The organism is Sporolactobacillus sp. STSJ-5 (assembly GCF_024385605.1).
In the GTDB taxonomy this organism is placed as follows: domain Bacteria; phylum Bacillota; class Bacilli; order Bacillales; family Sporolactobacillaceae; genus Sporolactobacillus.
Window position 1 is genome coordinate 50483 of the sequence record NZ_JANFOJ010000007.1, and the last position, 15249, is coordinate 65731.

A 15249-nucleotide genomic window follows, 5' to 3' on the forward strand; every position below is an offset into this window, starting at 1 on the left:
AGTGATTGTGAAATAGGGTACAATGGAATAGTGAATGTTAGCCGTATTATCGGCATTTTTGAAAGATTGGGGAATGGTCATGCCGAAATCTAAATACTTTCGATTTGCAGTTTGGGTGCTTCTGATATTAATAATACTTATGGTAGGTTCGAAACTTACCTTTATTTTACAGCCGATTGGTGTTCTATTTACATCACTTGCGGCTCCTCTCATTATTTCCGGATTGCTCTTTTATTTATTGCGTCCTCTTGTTCGTGGATTAGTAAGGCTTAAAATTCCAAGAGTTGTTGCTATAATCATTATTTATCTCGTTGTCATCGGATTAATCACCTTGCTTCTCTTTAATTTTGGCCCGCTCTTATATAATCAGTTTCTTTCCTTAATTACAAGCATGCCGGGCTTGGTACAGCAGCTTGGCGAACAACTGGTCAACTTTCAACAGAGTGAAATTTTTTCAAAGATGCATTTGGATGAAATTCCATATCTTGATTTCGCCAACCGTTTTTCAAAATCTCTATCTGCAATGGCGACTACATTTGGAAATAATATTCTATCCATTATCCAATCGATTACAGGTACTGTGCTCATTATTGCCATCGTTCCCTTTATCCTTTTCTATCTTTTAAAAGATGGTGATCGCATGTCTCAAGGAATTATAAAATTCATTCCTGCCGAGCATCGCGAAAAAGCGGGAGAGATACTTAGGGACATGGATCAAACGTTGAGCGGATATATTCAGGGGCAGATGATTGTTTTACTCTTTGATTTTGTCTTCATTTATATTTGGTATCTGATTATCGGACTCCACTACTCGCTGGTACTCGCCTTAGTCATTTTGTTTACAAATGTCATCCCGTTTATCGGCTCATTTATTGCAACCATACCGGCTGTCATTGTTGCGTTTATTCAATCACCGATTCTCGCACTTTATGTTATCATCGGAGTTACCGTCGTTCAGCAAATTGAAGGCAATGTGATCTCACCGCTTGTCATGGGAAGAAAATTAGATATTCACCCGCTGACGATCATCTGTATTCTGCTTGTTGCAGGAAACTTGGCCGGTATTATCGGCATGCTGCTTGCCATTCCCTTCTATGCTGTGTGCAAGGTAATTGTGACGCGTGTGTACCAATTAATCCAATTGCGCAAGCAATAAAATTAGTTGAGGGAGAGATTAGTATGGGGTACATAGAGAATCTGAGGAGCAAGATTGGACACGAGCCAATTATTCTGGTTGGCGCAGTCGCAATCATTCATGACCACCGAGGAGCAGTGCTCCTTCAGAAACGCAAATATCCAGAAGGAAGCTGGGGACTTCCGGGTGGCCTGATGGAGCTTGGCGAAACGGCAGAGGAAACGGCGAGTCGAGAAATTCGTGAAGAGACCGGCTTAATGGTTCATGGGCTTCATCTGTTTCAGGTATATTCTGGCGTGAAGACGCCAGCTGTAGCGGAAAACGGAGATCAATATTATCCCGTAACAATTGCCTATGAGGCAGATATGTTTGAAGGCGATTGGCGAATTGATAAAACAGAGTCAGAGCGGTTTGAGTTCCGTACACAAAAAGATCTTCCGGATTTTATTCTGAAGAACCAGAAAAGAATCCTTGATGATTATTTTGAACAACAAAATAACGCATAAACAAAAGAGCACTGATCTGTACATTAATTGGATCGGTGCTCTTTTAGTTTAAGAAAAAGGTTACGTGATTCAGTCGCTAATTACGGTATCAAGGGCAATGTTAATCATGTCGTTGAATGTTGTCTGACGTTCGGCGGCTGTCGTATCCGGCTCGTCTGAGAAAATGTGATCACTGACCGTCAGAACAGTTAATGCTTGGGCTCCATATTTGGCCGCTAATGTGTATAGCGCTGAAGTCTCCATTTCTACTGCTAATACACCATACTCACCTAATTTTTTCACGATATCCATACTGTCACGATAGAAAACATCGGCAGATAAAACGTTGCCGGCTCTTAATGAAACGCCTAACTTTGTGCCGATATTATATGCCTTTTGGAGAAGCCTAAAGTCAGCGGTAGGTGCATAATCAATAGTTGGAAAAACACCGTGATTAACGGAGGAATCCGTTGTTGCAGACATAGCCAATATAACATCTCGAACATGAATTCCGTTTTGAACGCCGCCGCAGGTACCGACACGAATCAATTTCTTGACACCGTAGTCACGAATCAATTCATTAACATAGATCGATATTGAGGGAATTCCCATTCCAGTACCTTGAACCGAAATGCGTTCCCCTTTATATGTACCCGTAAATCCAAGCATTCCACGCACATTATTGTACTGGGTAACTTCTTTTAAGTAGGTCTCGGCAATATATTTCGCACGTAATGGATCACCAGGGAGCAAAATGCGTTCCGCAATTTCACCTGGTTTTGCTTCAATATGAATACTCATTTTATAGTTCCTCCCTCAAATTGAACAAGTCTTACCTATTTTATCACGCAAACATTGAGCTGGTTAAATTAATTTTGGTAGAGCTCAAGCGGCAGATCATCAGGATCCCTGAAGAACGTGAATTTTTTTCCCGTAATCGGATCTACACGTATGGGTTCTGTCTCTATCTCTTTGTCGTTTAGTTCAGTAACAGTTTTCTCCAAGTCATCAACAGATAAGGCGAGATGCCTGAGTCCACATGCCTCTGGATGTGTTGATCGCTGAGGAGGATTTGTAAATGAAAAAAGTTCGATTTGGCCGCAGTTGCCATTTCCGATTGCAAGATCCAGTTTATAGGAGTTTCGGTCTTCCCTGTAGATTTCGTTAATAACGGAAAGTCCTAACAGATCTACATAGAAATGTTTTGAACGTTCATAATTGGAACAGATGATTGCACAGTGATGAATGCCTTTAAAATCCATAGTTTCCCACCTTTTTTCATTGGCCTTATTTTATATAAATGCTGCTCGCTGTTCACGTCAGAACGGCGTAATTTGCATGATCTGTACACTGGAACAGCAAACTTGCTAGAAGCAAAGTATTCAAAAAAACGATTTACTTATTTTAAAGTATATCAAAAATACAACGTGAGCAGGTTTGAGAGCATAAACAAGAGACCATTGACAGTTAATTAAAAAAAACGGATACTATACATATGAACGGTTAGTCATATGTTTTTGGCCCTTATCGAGGAAAGAAGTGAACAAAATTTGGCAAATCATTCAATGCATAATCATGAAGTTGCGCACGGTCACACGCATCACCACCATACAGCGAATCAAAAGGCACTGCTTATCAGTTTTTTGATTATTTTCGGATTCATGATCGTTGAAGCCGTCGGCGGTTATTTAAGCGGAAGCTTAACGCTGATGTCGGATGCAGGACATATGCTTAGTGATGCTGTTTCTCTGGGCTTGAGTTTTACTGCAATGGTGATTGGAAGCAAAATTTCTGTAAATAATCGGAAAACGTTCGGATACAAGCGATTTGAGATATTGGCAGCTCTATTTAATGGAATTCTGCTTCTCCTTATTTCAATTTGGATTATCATAGAGGCGATCACAAGAATTGCGCAGCCTGTCACCATTGCGAGCGGCGAAATGATGATGATTGCATTCATAGGACTTCTCGTAAATATTATTGTGGCAAAAATTCTAATGCAAGGCGAAAAAGATGACAATTTGAATGTACGAAGTGCATTTTTACATGTGCTTGGCGATTTGCTTGGCTCTGTTGGGGCTGTTACCGCATCGGCACTAATTATGTTTTTCGGTTGGGGACTTGCCGATCCGATTGCCAGCATGATTGTATCTGTAATTATATTGAAAAGCGGATGGAGTGTCACACGCGACTCGATTAACGTCTTAATGGAAGCTAAGCCCGATAATCTTGATCTGGATGAAATTCGCAGTCGGATTACAGCATTGGAAGGTGTTAACGGAATCCATGATCTCCACATTTGGACGATCACTTCGGGATTTTTTTCGTTAAGCTGTCATCTGACAGTCGAAGAGGGTATCAACCATGATGACATGCTGAGACAAGTCGAACAAGTGCTTGATGGCTATCATCTGGAACACTCAACGATTCAAATCGAAAGTGTCAATTTTCAAAGCTGTCATTCTGATTGCGCACATCAACGGCATGGATAATGTGTCGGTATCAAACAGAGCGGAAGCAGGCGTAGGTAACACGAATACGCGGCTTCCGCTTTTTCAATGTGCACGATTGTTGCAAGCAATTGTTGCCATGCCAAAGTGATGAATGAATTACTTATTTATAGTTAAATGAAAACAAATGTTCTATAATTAATTTAAAGCTGTCTTTTCTTTTGGAAGAGAACGGGGGGACACAGCTGGATGGTCACATTTCAATTGATTGAGTTGTGATCAATATGAGCGAACAGACTTAAAGATAAGATTATGAGACCCATTAAAAATCGGTGTCTACAGCAGATTGGAGGATGTTCAGATGGGTAATGAAGCTCTTCTAGTTATTGATATGAGCAATGATTTCGTTGATGATCGAGGTGGACTGACAGCGGGGAAACCAGCGCAGAGCATTGTTCCTTATATTGTGAAACTTGCTGACAGGTTTTTAAGCGAGAAGAAACCAATTTTTTTCTGTATGGACGCACATGAACCGAATGATCCACATTTCCAGCTTTGGCCGCCGCATAATGTAAAAGGTACATGGGGCGCTCAATTGTATGGACGGCTCGGAGAATGGTTTCAAACACATGAGAAGGACTCAAATGTCATCTTCATTCCTAAGTCTGAGTATGATGCTTTTATCCGAACGGACCTTGATCAGCAGCTAAAAGAGCATCGCATCGACACGGTCCACTTAACAGGAGTATGCACGGATATCTGTGACTTTCTGACTGCATATGGTGCGTATTCAAGAGGATACAAGACGGTCGCGCATCGAAAAGGAATGGCGACCTTCACAAATCAGCATGACTTATTTCTTGACCATATGAAGGCGATATTCAAAACAACACTTACGGATTAGGGGAGGAAAAGCGAGTTGGAAAACATACATGACCAGAAGATCAGGCGTTGCGCTTGGAACACAACAGACCCTGTCTATTTAGCTTATCATGATCATGAGTGGGGGCGTCCCCAGTATGATTCACTCAAATTGTTCGAGATGCTCTGCTTAGAAGGAATGCAGGCCGGATTGAGCTGGATTACGATTTTAAAACGACGTGAAGCATATCGGGAGGCATTTGATGGTTTCGATCCTCAATCCATCTCGGCTTTTTCTGATGATAAAATTGAACAGTTAATGAACAACTCAGGGATTATCAGGAACAAGCTCAAGATTAATGCCATTGTTACAAATGCACGCAATTTTTTTGAAGTTGAAAAAGAACAACCCTTTAACAAGTACCTATGGTCCTTTGTAGAAGGACAGCCAATTATTCATCATTATAAGGAAGCAAAAACCATCCCCGCATTAACTGAAGAATCAATTCTGATGAGTAAAGATCTGAAAAAAAGAGGTTTCAAATTTGTTGGCCCGACAATCTGTTACGCGTTTATGCAAGCGACAGGAATGGTTAATGACCATTTAACTGATTGTTTCTGTTTCCGAGAATTAACGGGCACAGCTAAGAGTGAATTGATCGAATCAGGAAATAGCAATGAATAACTAATCGAAATTTCGAATGGCCGGAATACACAGGCTCAGTGCGATCAGCAGAAGTGTCAGCGAGCTGAGCACGAGCATTGCAGAAACGCCTCCAAGTACATTGGCAAACCAGCCTGTGAACATATAACCGACCGGAATAAGTGCAAATGATCCGAGCATGTCAATACTCGCGACGCGCCCAAACGCTTCAGGAGCGACAAGATCTTGAAGACTTGTTTCCCAGATTAATCCGAAAGCCATGCTCCCTAAACCTTCAAAAATCATGAGTACGATGAGAAGGACGATATTATATACGAATGGCATGGCAATGAACGCGAGTCCGCCGAGAGCAATCCCAAGATAGGCAATGATACCGCGATGATGCCATGTTTTGCGCATGCCGAAAATAAAGGCAGCCAATGCAGCTCCAATTGCCTGCCCTGACATAACAAGGCCGTAAACGTAGGAAGGAAAGTGATGATGCACATTCATCAGCCAAGGAATGATGATGACGGTAATCCCTGTTGTGCAGATATTGATAAAGCAAAAAGCCATGATGGTTACCCACAGCCATGTATTTTGCTTAATGATCTCGATGCCGCCGAAACAGTCGTGTATAAAGGAAGTTTTTTTCGCTTCTAAAGCTGCTTTTCTTATTTTTCCTTCTTTGGTCAAATAGAGCAGACAGGTAAAAGAGACAAGAAAAGTAACCCCATCAATACCAAATCCGATGGGTGCAGACCACACAGAGACGATTAATCCGCCTAATGCCGGTCCGAGCAACCGCATGCCTTGAATGCTTAATTGATTCAGGGCATTTGCAGAGGTGCGGATTTCCGGTGTGAAGACGGTCGCTCTCATTGCTGAAAAGGCGGGTTGAAAAAGACCATCCATGATTCCGAGTATAATTGCAAACATTGACAATAGGTGAATGGTTAACGATCCGTTTAATCCCATACCCATGATTGTGAATGCCATCGAGCAGCGAACGATGTCAGTCAAACGCATCAGTTTTGCTCGATTCACTTTATCTACAATGATTCCGGCAAAGGGCAAGATAATGACATTGGGAAGCATATAGGCAGTCATAACAAATCCCATCGCAAGCGTTGACTGTGTCAGTGAATAAACGAGTATGGGAATAATAATGCCTGTAATCGATGAACCAAACACAGAGAGCGTATTTCCGATCCACAATGCTCTAAATGCCCGTGATTGATAAATTGGCAGAAAAAAATGCGGGACATTATGTTTGGTAGGCGTTGCAGTATGTTCAGGACTCATTGTTTTCACCTCAAATAACAGCGCTTTTTAACAACCTTAATCACTATAAAGCAAAATTACTTATAAGTCATCAGCGAATGAGTCTTATTGTTAGGGATTAACCTGAAAAGAATGAAGCGGCGGTGAAAAAATGAACAACAGATCATTCAAGCAGAATGATCTGCTATGTTAAAATGAGATCGGAACAAGAATACTGCAACAATACCACTCTGCTGAGAAAGTATAAAATGATGAAGGATGTGTGTTTCATGGATGGTCTTACCGAAATAAAGAAAGACTCAAAAGAAATCTTCAAAGGAAGAATTGTTCATTTGTTTGTTGATCAAGTGGAACTGCCTAACGGGGAAACCTCAACGCGCGAGGTTGTAAAGCATCCCGGTGCAGTCGCTGTAATTGCTGTTAATAAAGAAGGAAAATTATTGCTCGTGCGACAATATCGTTATCCGTTGAACGGGATCATCTATGAAATTCCAGCGGGAAAACTAGAACCCGACGAGAACCCTGATGATTCGGCATTAAGGGAACTTGAAGAGGAAACCGGTTATCGTTGTAAAAAAATGGAGAAAATTGCTTCATTTTATTCATCTCCAGGATTCTCTGATGAGTTGCTTCATGTCTATTTTACAGATTCGCTCATTGAAGGAAAACAGCATCTTGATCAGGACGAATTTCTGGAAGTGTGTGCAGTAAGTCTTGAAGAGGCGGTTCAAATGGTTAAAGATCATCGTATTTATGATGCGAAATCTGTTTACGCCGTTCAATATATGCAGCTTCACGCAAAATAAAATCATAGGCTAGAGTCGTAAAATCTCTCGATTCGATCATAGTTATCCGTTGTAATCATAGAATGAAATTATAGATTTCATATGATCGAAATGCCGGGAGGTTGACAAAAATGATTGCAGAACGTCTAAAAAAGGTGCTTCATCAGCATATTAGCGATTACTTATCACTTTATACCTTTGTTACAGGGCTGCTGCTTATGGGGATCATATTTGGGGCCATTGTGGTAAACTGCCTGCCCTATGAATCCAAAAACGATCTGCTCCACTATTTGCAGCAATTTTTCGGTGAACTAGCAAAGAATCAGGTTGCTGATCCGAGGGCACTTTTTAAAGACAGCCTATTTCACGATTTACAGTATCTTATTTTAATTTGGGTGCTTGGTCTTTCCGTGATCGGACTTCCGCTCATCTTTTTGCTCATTTTTGTCAAAGGAATTTTTCTCGGCTTTACTGTCGGCTTTTTAGTCAGTCAAATGGGAATGAAAGGACTGATGGCTATTCTTGTCAGCATTTTTCCGCAAAATTTGCTGATCATACCTAACTACTTGTTTATTGCCGTTCTGTCCGTTGCCTTTTCATTGAAAATGATTCGTCAACTCTTGATGAAAACGAGAAATCAGCCAATGCTGCCGCAATTTATCAATTATGGTCTTGTTTTAGCAAGTACAGTATTAATAGCAGCAATTGCCTCTGGATATGAAGCGTATGTGTCACCTGCTTTAATACGCCTTTTTATAGCGTGATCGATTGCTAGTAATAGGTAATTATAAATAAAATAATTATAATTTAAAAATTATTATATTTAATTGACACCATTCTCAATAAGGATTATAATTTTCCTGTAAAAACCAGTAGTTATTTGCGGGTCATTCCGCATTGGTGCGGGTAGCGGATCGGATCGACCGTCATTTCATAATGGCCGCTAATCTGTTTTATGCATCGTTCTTGCAAAGGGGGGGCTTGTATGGAAGGCAGAATTAATCGAATTAAGAAGCAGCTTCATGGGCAGAAGTATAAGCTGACGCCTCAGCGAGAAGCGACTGTAAGGGTCTTGTTGGAGAATGAACAAGATCACCTCAGCGCTGAAGATGTGTATCTCCTTGTGAAAGAGAAAGCACCAGAAATCGGACTTGCTACAGTATATCGAACTCTTGAATTGTTAGCAGAACTGAAAATCGTCGACAAAATTAATTTTGGTGATGGCGTTTCACGTTATGATTTGCGTAGAGAAGGTGCAAGCCATTTTCATCATCATCTTGTTTGTATCGAATGCGGATCTGTGGATGAAATACAAGAAGATTTGCTTGGGGAAGTTGAAAAAGTGGTTGAGCGAAAATGGCATTTCAAAGTTAAAGATCACCGCTTGACTTTCCATGGGATCTGCCATCGTTGCTTGGAAAAACGTGAAGAAGAAAATCGTTTAAATAAAGAAAAAGAATCAGAACAGGAACCGGAAAAGGTGTGACTGTTCTCAATTCGGCAGCCTGAAACTTTCAGACTGTTTTTTCATTTATTCGGAATTTATCTATTTTAAGTTTCTACTTTTGATATGATTTATCCGCCTGTTTCATAATAATAAGAGAGCAACTTTATATGGACAGGCGGGATGAACAAATGAGAGATATTTTCCATGTCGGAGTAAATTTTATAAAAATATGCTGTCTGTTTGTTTTATTAACCGCTGTTTTTTATTTCGGTATGATGTGGATGGACCATTTTTTGGGTCAAGTTCATCGGTATGATGAACCAGGGTCGGGTGCAGTAGCAGTGATTCGCCATGAGCAATCAGGGAATGTCAAAGTGACACATACTCTTGATTTTTCACGGTTTTTTGAGTTTTTGAGAGATGGTGAATAAACAATTGAGGAAACTGGTAGACCATTTTTTGGATTTACTTAATAAGGAACGCGGTTTGTCTTCAAATACAATCGAAGCCTATCGAGGCGATCTGACACAATATACTGATTATTTAATCTCTAAGAAGCAATGCAGCGTATGGCAGGATGTCACTGAGGTAATCGTGCTTAATTATATGTATTTCCTTAAAGATTCAGGCTGCGCGCCGTCGACAATTGCACGAAAAGCTGCAGCCATCCGCGGTCTGCATCGCTATCTGCTCATAAGTAAGCAAACGACTGCTGACCCCGCCTATTCTTTGGAATTGCCTAAGATTCAGCGAAATCCGCTGCCACCATTATTGACAACTAATCAAGTGAAACAACTTTTGGATGCACCGGACCTGCGAACGAAGATCGGAAAACGCGACCGGGCCTTACTTGAGGTTCTTTATGCTACAGGAATGCGTGTTTCCGAATGCATTCGTCTTGATGCCGCACACGTGAATCTTGATTTGGAATTTATTCGCTGTTTGGGTAAGAAAGGAAACGAACGGATATTGCCGCTTGATTCCCTGGCCATTTCTGCACTCCGTATGTACATAGAATCACTTATTCAAGATGGAGAAAAAATAGATTTAAACCAACCGCTTTTCATGAACCGCATGAATAAACGCTTAACACGGCAGGGAATCTGGAAGATTCTCAAACATTATGCTGATCAGGCAGACATCTCTGTGTCTATTTCACCGGAAACGTTGAGAAAGTCGCTTACAGCGCATCTGTTGCAAAATGGTGCACCACTCGAATTCATCGATGAATTGATGGGGCGTCAGCATACTTCTGCTACGATGCAATATCCGCGTCCAAATCGATTACCTTTAAAAAAAGTTTACGCAATGTATCATCCGCGTGTAAAATTAAAATAAGAAAACTCGTACATAACGACTGGAGCGATAAAATATGAAACCGATTGAAGAAGTAATGGAAAAACTCAGGAAGCAGACTGCACGAAGGCCGGAGATCGGATTAATTCTTGGATCCGGACTCGGTGATCTAGCCGACGAACTAACAAATGCAGTACAGATTCCTTATCGATCCCTCCCTCATTTTCCCGAGTCTACGGTTAAAGGGCATAAAGGCCAATTTGTCATCGGCGAGCTTGAGGGAAAGACGGTTGTTGCGATGCAAGGAAGGTATCATCATTATGAGGGCTATTCGCTTGTACAAGTCGCTTTTCCTGTTTATGTCATGCAGGCGATGGGTATTGAAAAGTTAATTGTGACCAATGCTTGCGGGGGAATCAATACGGATTTTGCTCCAGGGGATTTGATGTTGATCACCGATCATATCAACATGCTCGGCGATAGTCCGCTTATTGGACCAAATGATGACGAAATAGGACCACGTTTTCCCGACATGTCACACGCGTACAGCCCGGATCTCATTCAAAAGGCTGAGAGAGCAGCTGAAACACTCAGCATTCAAGTTCAAAAAGGCGTTTATTTGGCTACTCATGGGCCTCAATATGAAACACCTGCTGAGATACGAATGATGCGCGTAATGGGGGCGGACGCGGTAGGTATGTCAACGGTTCCTGAAGTGATTGCTGCCAGCCACCTACGGCTGGATGTGCTCGGCATTTCATGCATAACCAATATGGCGTGCGGTATACTGGATCAGCCGCTTTCTCATAAAGAAGTGATTGAGACGGCTGATCGAGTTAAATCAGATTTTACAGCTCTGATTAAGTCAATTATTCGTTCAATCTGAAATCAATTTCAATAAACAGAAAAAGAACCGGAAAAAATTCGGTTCTTTTTTTTATTTATTCGAACTTTAAGTTAGTCAATTGCCATATGAACACCATGCATTTAAAACATTGTCAGATTGCCGGTGTCCTTTGCGTGTTTTTCCGCGTAACGAACGAGAATAAATGAGGCAGCTGTCAGCACAATCAAGATGCTGGCTAATTCGATTAAGGGGTTACATATGCTGCCCAATGTCTTCCCTTCCATCACAATGGCACGAAGAATATTCAAGACAAAGGTTAATGGGAAAAGAAAGGAGATTACTTTTGCCCAAATTGGAAATGCCATGAGTGGCATGCGCACACCGGAGAAAAATTCCATTGGCGCCTCAAAAATAGTATAGAGAAAGCCAGCGTCGCGTGAAAAGAGAAAAATTGTATTTAAAAATCCGCCCCAAACAATAGCCGATAGGAGAAGCACCATGACAGCGAACGGAAGGAGCCACCAATGTGCGACATGGAGTCCGCCCATAAACAGAATGGTAAGTATGGCAAAAATTGAAAACATCCATACAGCTTCTACTAAATTTGCGGCGGCACGGCTGAACATCACCAATGTTCGAGAGGCAGGGGTGAGCAGGATCAGTTCCAAAGTTCCTTGCTGACGTTCATAGCCCATCATCCATGCTGATTGTACAAGGCTCCAGAAGTAGATATAGGCGAGGCAGCCGGTTATTAAAAAGAGTCCGAGCTTTTCAACTGGAACAAACCGAGAAAGCGGGCTGTTTTGTCCAAGATTAAACGGTTTGAATGCGAAGTAAGCATTGATGAACTGAATGATCGGCCATAGGAAGCTTCTCAGTCAAATCTGTTGGGACGCCGTCCTCTATACCCGAAGAGGGAACAAACAACTGCTTTGCTATAAAAAGATCAGGCGTGTCAACGTCAATTAATAGATGCGGTGCGATAAATGTCGATGGAATAATTGTTATTGATTTCAAATCCTCATAATAGCGCGTGTATGCCCTCGCTTTGAGAAATTGGACCGATTGATCGCCGACAATCAATCGTGGATGAACCGAGCGTAATGCTCCGTTCGGATCTTTTTGCACCTTTTCGTTAAACTGGTTCACCGAGCGAATCATCCAAGGTTCAATATGATAGAGCTCGCGCGCGAAAACCATCGTGTGATAGTCATGAAGAAAGTGATAGAACATTTTCTGATATTTTTTTCGGACGGCGAAGAATTTCGCGCTCTTCAGGGTTTAAATGAGCGTGATCAAGTTTGTGACGCGTACCTAAAATAAATGAAGTAAACGCCTCGCAATCAATATGGTTCCATTGTTCAATCGAATCTTCCACATAGCGATTTTCGAATCCAAACGCCTGTTCACAATCCATAATAAACATCCAATCATCCGTCACGTTTCCAAAAAATGATAGAGTATTAAGCATCTCGGCTGATAGTGATTGCCGGGTGCGATTTGCCCATTCAAGGCGATCAAGATGGTGCTGCGGTTTGTTCAAGACATGCAGGCTGGTCAGTAATTCACGGTAGGGCGAATAAACAGCCTGAACATGTTTTCTGATCCATTATTCAAGGTGCGCGAACATGGCCATGCTCCCACTATGTTTGATTTGCTAATCGGCGAATCAAATAGTTAATTTTGCAAAATTATTAAGTATTATAGAGATCGCCTAGTAACCTGTCAATAAAAAATCAATGATTCATGTAGTAATCGCTCTCAAAATGCTTGGAATTTCTCTATTGATCCGTATAAAAGAATTGCTCGTGGACAGAATGATAAGGATCATAGTGAGGAGGTTTTTTCATGAAGGCATTTTCTATGTGGATGGCTTGTGCCACGCTCCTTTTTGCGACTTTCGTTCCGTCGGCATCGGCATTTGCCAAAACGAAGGGAAACGCAGATACGGAGACTGGCAAACTTAAATCAGCAATCGTTATCGAGCAGGATACGGGGAAGATTCTATTTAAACAAAACGAAAATAAAGAGCTTCCGCCCGCGAGTATGACGAAGGTAATGACGCTTCTCCTAATTTTCAAGGCGCTGGAAAACCATCAAATTTCATTGAAAGATAAGGTGAATGTGAGTGAGCACGCGGCGTCTATGGGGGGATCTCAAGTTTTTCTTGAACCTGGTGAATCTATGACGGTGGACGAAATGCTGAGAGCAATTTGTATTGCCTCCGCAAATGATGCATCAGTTGCGATGGCAGAGCATATCTCAGGTTCTGAGAAAGCATTTGTGGCCCAAATGAACAAGGAAGCAAAGAAGCTTGGGATGACACACACACATTTTGTTAACCCTACCGGTCTTCCAACCGACAATCATTACACAACCGCTCATGATATGGCGGTGATGGCGCGGGCGCTTTTAATGTATCCTCAAGTGCTTCACTACACATCAAAATATGAAGATTACTTGAGAGAGAATACAGATAAGAAATTCTGGCTTGTAAATACGAATAAATTGATTAAAACGTATCCTGGTGCAGATGGCTTAAAAACCGGCTTCACGAATCAAGCAAAATATTGTCTGACGGCAACAGCAAAGCGGAACGGTATGCGTGTTGTAGCAGTGGTTATGGGCGCACCGTCACCTAAGGAGCGAAATAAAGAAATTGCAGGTTTAATGGATCATGCCTTTGCTGCTTACGTAACGAAACCATTGTTAGATCAAAATAAAACGGTAGCGATGGCGAAAGTGAATAAAGGCGACCATGCACAAGTTCCGATCGTAACGCAGCATCCGGCTGTTCTGCTTTTGAAAAAAGGAGAAAGTACCAAGGGGCTGAAGAAATCAGTGAAAATAGATAAATCACTTCAGGCACCATTAAAATCAGGCACTGTTGTCGGACATTTTATTGTGAAAAAGAAGGGCAAAGTGATTTCCCAAACACCTCTAATGGTCAAGGACAATGTGAAGCGTGCATCGTGGTGGCAGTTATTTAAGAGAAGCGCCGGCACTATTATGACACATTGACGAAATGTAGCTTGATTCGTGACAATGATGATCTTGTTTTGTTGAATTTGCACTAGTTCTGTCGGCAGGCAGGAGTCAAAGAGAAAAAGAGAGAAAGTAGTATCATAAGTCATCAAGATTCGATGATGAGTCGATCGTAAAGGATCGGAATGAACTTGGAAAAGATACAATTTCCGTTCAGGGAGGGAGGAAGCAGCATTGAGTTTAAAAATGGATTTGGAAGTAAAGTACGGCGTGCTGTGTATCCGGCTTGAGGGTGAACTTGATCATCATACCGCAGATGAGTTGAGAGAAAAGGTAAACCATGTCATGGACGATGAACCGGTTCATCATATTTTGTTGAACCTTGGCAGACTCAGTTTTATGGATAGTTCAGGTCTTGGCGTGATTCTTGGCCGCTACAAGAGAATTTCCGGACTCGGGGGAGAAATGGTCGTTTGTTCCATTTCTCCAGCTGTACGACGCTTATTTGAGTTAAGTGGCATGTTTAAAATTATCCGTCTGGAAACGGATGAAGACTATGCGCTTCACACTCTGGGGGTGGCCTGAATGAGAAACGAGATGACATTAACGTTCTCAGCAGTCAGTGAAAATGAATCATTTGCTCGAGTGACGGTGGCTGCATTCGTTGCTCAATTGGATCCGACACTTGATGAATTGACAGAAATAAAAACGGTTGTCTCCGAAGCGGTAACGAATTGTATTATTCATGGCTATGAAAATAGTGGCGTGGGCAAGGTGATGATCAATGCTTCACTTGAAGATGGAGTTGTGACCGTAAACATTCATGATGACGGTGTGGGCATAAAAAATGTTGAACAGGCAAAGCAACCGCTTTTCACGACTAAACCTGAGCTTGAACGATCAGGGATGGGTTTCACAATCATGGAAAACTTTATGGATCACGTCACGATTGAAACGGAGGAAGGAAAGGGAACGACGATCATCATGACCAAGGAAATCGCCCGAAACCGAGCGGTATGCAAGTAGGGAGA

At 41.7% G+C, this 15249-nt stretch carries 20 protein-coding genes; 14 read left to right on the forward strand and 6 right to left on the reverse strand.

Features of this window, described 5'->3' with window-relative positions; translation table 11 throughout:
* Nucleotides 1-79 precede the first annotated feature (79 nt).
* Complete coding sequence (locus NOM01_RS08440) at nucleotides 80-1156, forward strand: AI-2E family transporter (RefSeq protein ID WP_255748010.1); 1077 nt, start codon at nucleotides 80-82, stop codon at nucleotides 1154-1156.
* Nucleotides 1157-1179: 23 nt separating this feature from the next.
* Complete coding sequence (locus tag NOM01_RS08445; RefSeq protein WP_255748011.1) at nucleotides 1180-1641, forward strand: NUDIX hydrolase; 462 nt, start codon at nucleotides 1180-1182, stop codon at nucleotides 1639-1641.
* Nucleotides 1642-1710: 69 nt separating this feature from the next.
* Here the strand turns inward: NOM01_RS08445 and deoD are convergent, their stop codons facing one another.
* Both deoD and gloA2 read right to left on the reverse strand, forming a co-directional pair.
* The gene (deoD, locus tag NOM01_RS08450) at nucleotides 1711-2421 is read right to left on the reverse strand and encodes a purine-nucleoside phosphorylase (RefSeq protein ID WP_255748013.1); all 711 of its coding nucleotides are present in this window, start codon (nucleotides 2419-2421) and stop codon (nucleotides 1711-1713) included.
* Between the two features lie 68 nt (nucleotides 2422-2489).
* Entirely contained in the window at nucleotides 2490-2882 is a 393-nt protein-coding gene (gene gloA2 / locus NOM01_RS08455) for an SMU1112c/YaeR family gloxylase I-like metalloprotein (protein WP_255748014.1), read from the reverse strand.
* A gap of 303 nt (nucleotides 2883-3185) precedes the next feature.
* Between gloA2 and NOM01_RS08460 the strand changes: the two genes are divergently transcribed.
* From NOM01_RS08460 to NOM01_RS08470, 3 genes are all read left to right on the forward strand, one after another.
* Nucleotides 3186-4112 carry a cation diffusion facilitator family transporter gene (locus NOM01_RS08460; RefSeq protein WP_255748177.1) on the forward strand — a complete coding sequence of 309 codons (927 nt, stop codon included), beginning with the start codon at nucleotides 3186-3188 and terminating at the stop codon, nucleotides 4110-4112.
* Nucleotides 4113-4431: 319 nt separating this feature from the next.
* Entirely contained in the window at nucleotides 4432-4974 is a 543-nt protein-coding gene (locus tag NOM01_RS08465; RefSeq protein WP_255748015.1) for a cysteine hydrolase family protein, read from the forward strand.
* 15 nt (nucleotides 4975-4989) lie between these two features.
* Nucleotides 4990-5616, forward strand: a complete 627-nt coding sequence (locus NOM01_RS08470) for a DNA-3-methyladenine glycosylase I (protein ID WP_255748016.1) — start codon at nucleotides 4990-4992, stop codon at nucleotides 5614-5616.
* On the opposite strand, the gene NOM01_RS08475 is transcribed toward NOM01_RS08470, so the two are convergent.
* The gene (locus NOM01_RS08475; RefSeq protein WP_255748017.1) at nucleotides 5617-6879 is read right to left on the reverse strand and encodes an MFS transporter; all 1263 of its coding nucleotides are present in this window, start codon (nucleotides 6877-6879) and stop codon (nucleotides 5617-5619) included. It lies immediately after the preceding gene.
* 248 nt (nucleotides 6880-7127) lie between these two features.
* On the opposite strand from NOM01_RS08475, the gene NOM01_RS08480 reads away from it, so the two are divergent.
* The 6 genes from NOM01_RS08480 (at nucleotide 7128) to NOM01_RS08505 (ending at nucleotide 11272) form a co-directional block, all read left to right on the forward strand.
* A complete protein-coding gene (locus NOM01_RS08480; RefSeq protein ID WP_255748018.1) occupies nucleotides 7128-7664 on the forward strand; it encodes an NUDIX hydrolase in 537 nt (178 codons plus the stop codon).
* Between the two features lie 110 nt (nucleotides 7665-7774).
* A complete protein-coding gene (spoIIM, locus tag NOM01_RS08485) occupies nucleotides 7775-8407 on the forward strand; it encodes a stage II sporulation protein M (RefSeq protein WP_255748020.1) in 633 nt (210 codons plus the stop codon).
* A 221-nt stretch (nucleotides 8408-8628) separates the two neighbouring features.
* Complete coding sequence (gene fur, locus NOM01_RS08490; RefSeq protein WP_255748022.1) at nucleotides 8629-9129, forward strand: ferric iron uptake transcriptional regulator; 501 nt, start codon at nucleotides 8629-8631, stop codon at nucleotides 9127-9129.
* Nucleotides 9130-9278: 149 nt separating this feature from the next.
* Complete coding sequence (locus NOM01_RS08495; RefSeq protein WP_255748023.1) at nucleotides 9279-9521, forward strand: DUF4227 family protein; 243 nt, start codon at nucleotides 9279-9281, stop codon at nucleotides 9519-9521.
* 4 nt (nucleotides 9522-9525) lie between these two features.
* Nucleotides 9526-10428, forward strand: a complete 903-nt coding sequence (locus NOM01_RS08500) for a tyrosine-type recombinase/integrase (RefSeq protein ID WP_255748024.1) — start codon at nucleotides 9526-9528, stop codon at nucleotides 10426-10428.
* 34 nt (nucleotides 10429-10462) lie between these two features.
* Nucleotides 10463-11272: a purine-nucleoside phosphorylase gene (locus NOM01_RS08505; protein ID WP_255748025.1), complete on the forward strand. Its 810-nt coding sequence runs from the start codon at nucleotides 10463-10465 to the stop codon at nucleotides 11270-11272.
* 101 nt (nucleotides 11273-11373) lie between these two features.
* Here the strand turns inward: NOM01_RS08505 and NOM01_RS08510 are convergent, their stop codons facing one another.
* Genes NOM01_RS08510 through NOM01_RS08520 form a run of 3 tightly spaced genes read right to left on the reverse strand, consistent with a single transcriptional unit; the run spans nucleotide 11374 to nucleotide 12839 of the window.
* Nucleotides 11374-12111, reverse strand: a complete 738-nt coding sequence (locus NOM01_RS08510; RefSeq protein ID WP_304654834.1) for an ABC transporter permease — start codon at nucleotides 12109-12111, stop codon at nucleotides 11374-11376.
* Nucleotides 12047-12466: a hypothetical protein gene (locus NOM01_RS08515; RefSeq protein WP_255748027.1), complete on the reverse strand. Its 420-nt coding sequence runs from the start codon at nucleotides 12464-12466 to the stop codon at nucleotides 12047-12049. Before NOM01_RS08515 ends, NOM01_RS08510 begins: the two co-directional genes overlap by 65 nt.
* Nucleotides 12444-12839, reverse strand: a complete 396-nt coding sequence (locus NOM01_RS08520) for a DUF5937 family protein (RefSeq protein WP_255748180.1) — start codon at nucleotides 12837-12839, stop codon at nucleotides 12444-12446. The genes NOM01_RS08515 and NOM01_RS08520 overlap by 23 nt, the downstream gene beginning before the upstream one ends.
* Before the next feature lie 242 nt (nucleotides 12840-13081).
* On the opposite strand from NOM01_RS08520, the gene NOM01_RS08525 reads away from it, so the two are divergent.
* The 3 genes from NOM01_RS08525 (at nucleotide 13082) to spoIIAB (ending at nucleotide 15244) form a co-directional block, all read left to right on the forward strand.
* Entirely contained in the window at nucleotides 13082-14254 is a 1173-nt protein-coding gene (locus NOM01_RS08525; protein ID WP_255748028.1) for a D-alanyl-D-alanine carboxypeptidase family protein, read from the forward strand.
* 198 nt (nucleotides 14255-14452) lie between these two features.
* The gene (spoIIAA, locus tag NOM01_RS08530; protein WP_253062812.1) at nucleotides 14453-14803 is read left to right on the forward strand and encodes an anti-sigma F factor antagonist; all 351 of its coding nucleotides are present in this window, start codon (nucleotides 14453-14455) and stop codon (nucleotides 14801-14803) included.
* The gene (spoIIAB, locus tag NOM01_RS08535) at nucleotides 14804-15244 is read left to right on the forward strand and encodes an anti-sigma F factor (RefSeq protein ID WP_255748032.1); all 441 of its coding nucleotides are present in this window, start codon (nucleotides 14804-14806) and stop codon (nucleotides 15242-15244) included.
* Nucleotides 15245-15249: the final 5 nt, after the last annotated feature.

Excerpts from the sequence above, each read along its gene's own strand:
- NOM01_RS08525 (WP_255748028.1), top strand. The coding sequence starts at position 13,082 with ATGAAGGCATTTTCTATGTGGATGGCTTGTGCCACGCTCCTTTTTGCG.
- NOM01_RS08495 (WP_255748023.1), top strand. The coding sequence starts at position 9,279 with ATGAGAGATATTTTCCATGTCGGAGTAAATTTTATAAAAATATGCTGT.
- NOM01_RS08445 (WP_255748011.1), top strand. The coding sequence starts at position 1,180 with ATGGGGTACATAGAGAATCTGAGGAGCAAGATTGGACACGAGCCAATT.
- NOM01_RS08440 (WP_255748010.1), top strand. The coding sequence starts at position 80 with ATGCCGAAATCTAAATACTTTCGATTTGCAGTTTGGGTGCTTCTGATA.
- NOM01_RS08460 (WP_255748177.1), top strand. The coding sequence starts at position 3,186 with ATGCATAATCATGAAGTTGCGCACGGTCACACGCATCACCACCATACA.
- fur (WP_255748022.1), top strand. The coding sequence starts at position 8,629 with ATGGAAGGCAGAATTAATCGAATTAAGAAGCAGCTTCATGGGCAGAAG.
- NOM01_RS08465 (WP_255748015.1), top strand. The coding sequence starts at position 4,432 with ATGGGTAATGAAGCTCTTCTAGTTATTGATATGAGCAATGATTTCGTT.
- NOM01_RS08505 (WP_255748025.1), top strand. The coding sequence starts at position 10,463 with ATGAAACCGATTGAAGAAGTAATGGAAAAACTCAGGAAGCAGACTGCA.
- deoD (WP_255748013.1), bottom strand. The coding sequence starts at position 2,421 with ATGAGTATTCATATTGAAGCAAAACCAGGTGAAATTGCGGAACGCATT.
- NOM01_RS08515 (WP_255748027.1), bottom strand. The coding sequence starts at position 12,466 with ATGTTCTATCACTTTCTTCATGACTATCACACGATGGTTTTCGCGCGC.
- gloA2 (WP_255748014.1), bottom strand. The coding sequence starts at position 2,882 with ATGGATTTTAAAGGCATTCATCACTGTGCAATCATCTGTTCCAATTAT.
- spoIIM (WP_255748020.1), top strand. The coding sequence starts at position 7,775 with ATGATTGCAGAACGTCTAAAAAAGGTGCTTCATCAGCATATTAGCGAT.
- spoIIAB (WP_255748032.1), top strand. The coding sequence starts at position 14,804 with ATGAGAAACGAGATGACATTAACGTTCTCAGCAGTCAGTGAAAATGAA.
- NOM01_RS08480 (WP_255748018.1), top strand. The coding sequence starts at position 7,128 with ATGGATGGTCTTACCGAAATAAAGAAAGACTCAAAAGAAATCTTCAAA.
- NOM01_RS08475 (WP_255748017.1), bottom strand. The coding sequence starts at position 6,879 with ATGAGTCCTGAACATACTGCAACGCCTACCAAACATAATGTCCCGCAT.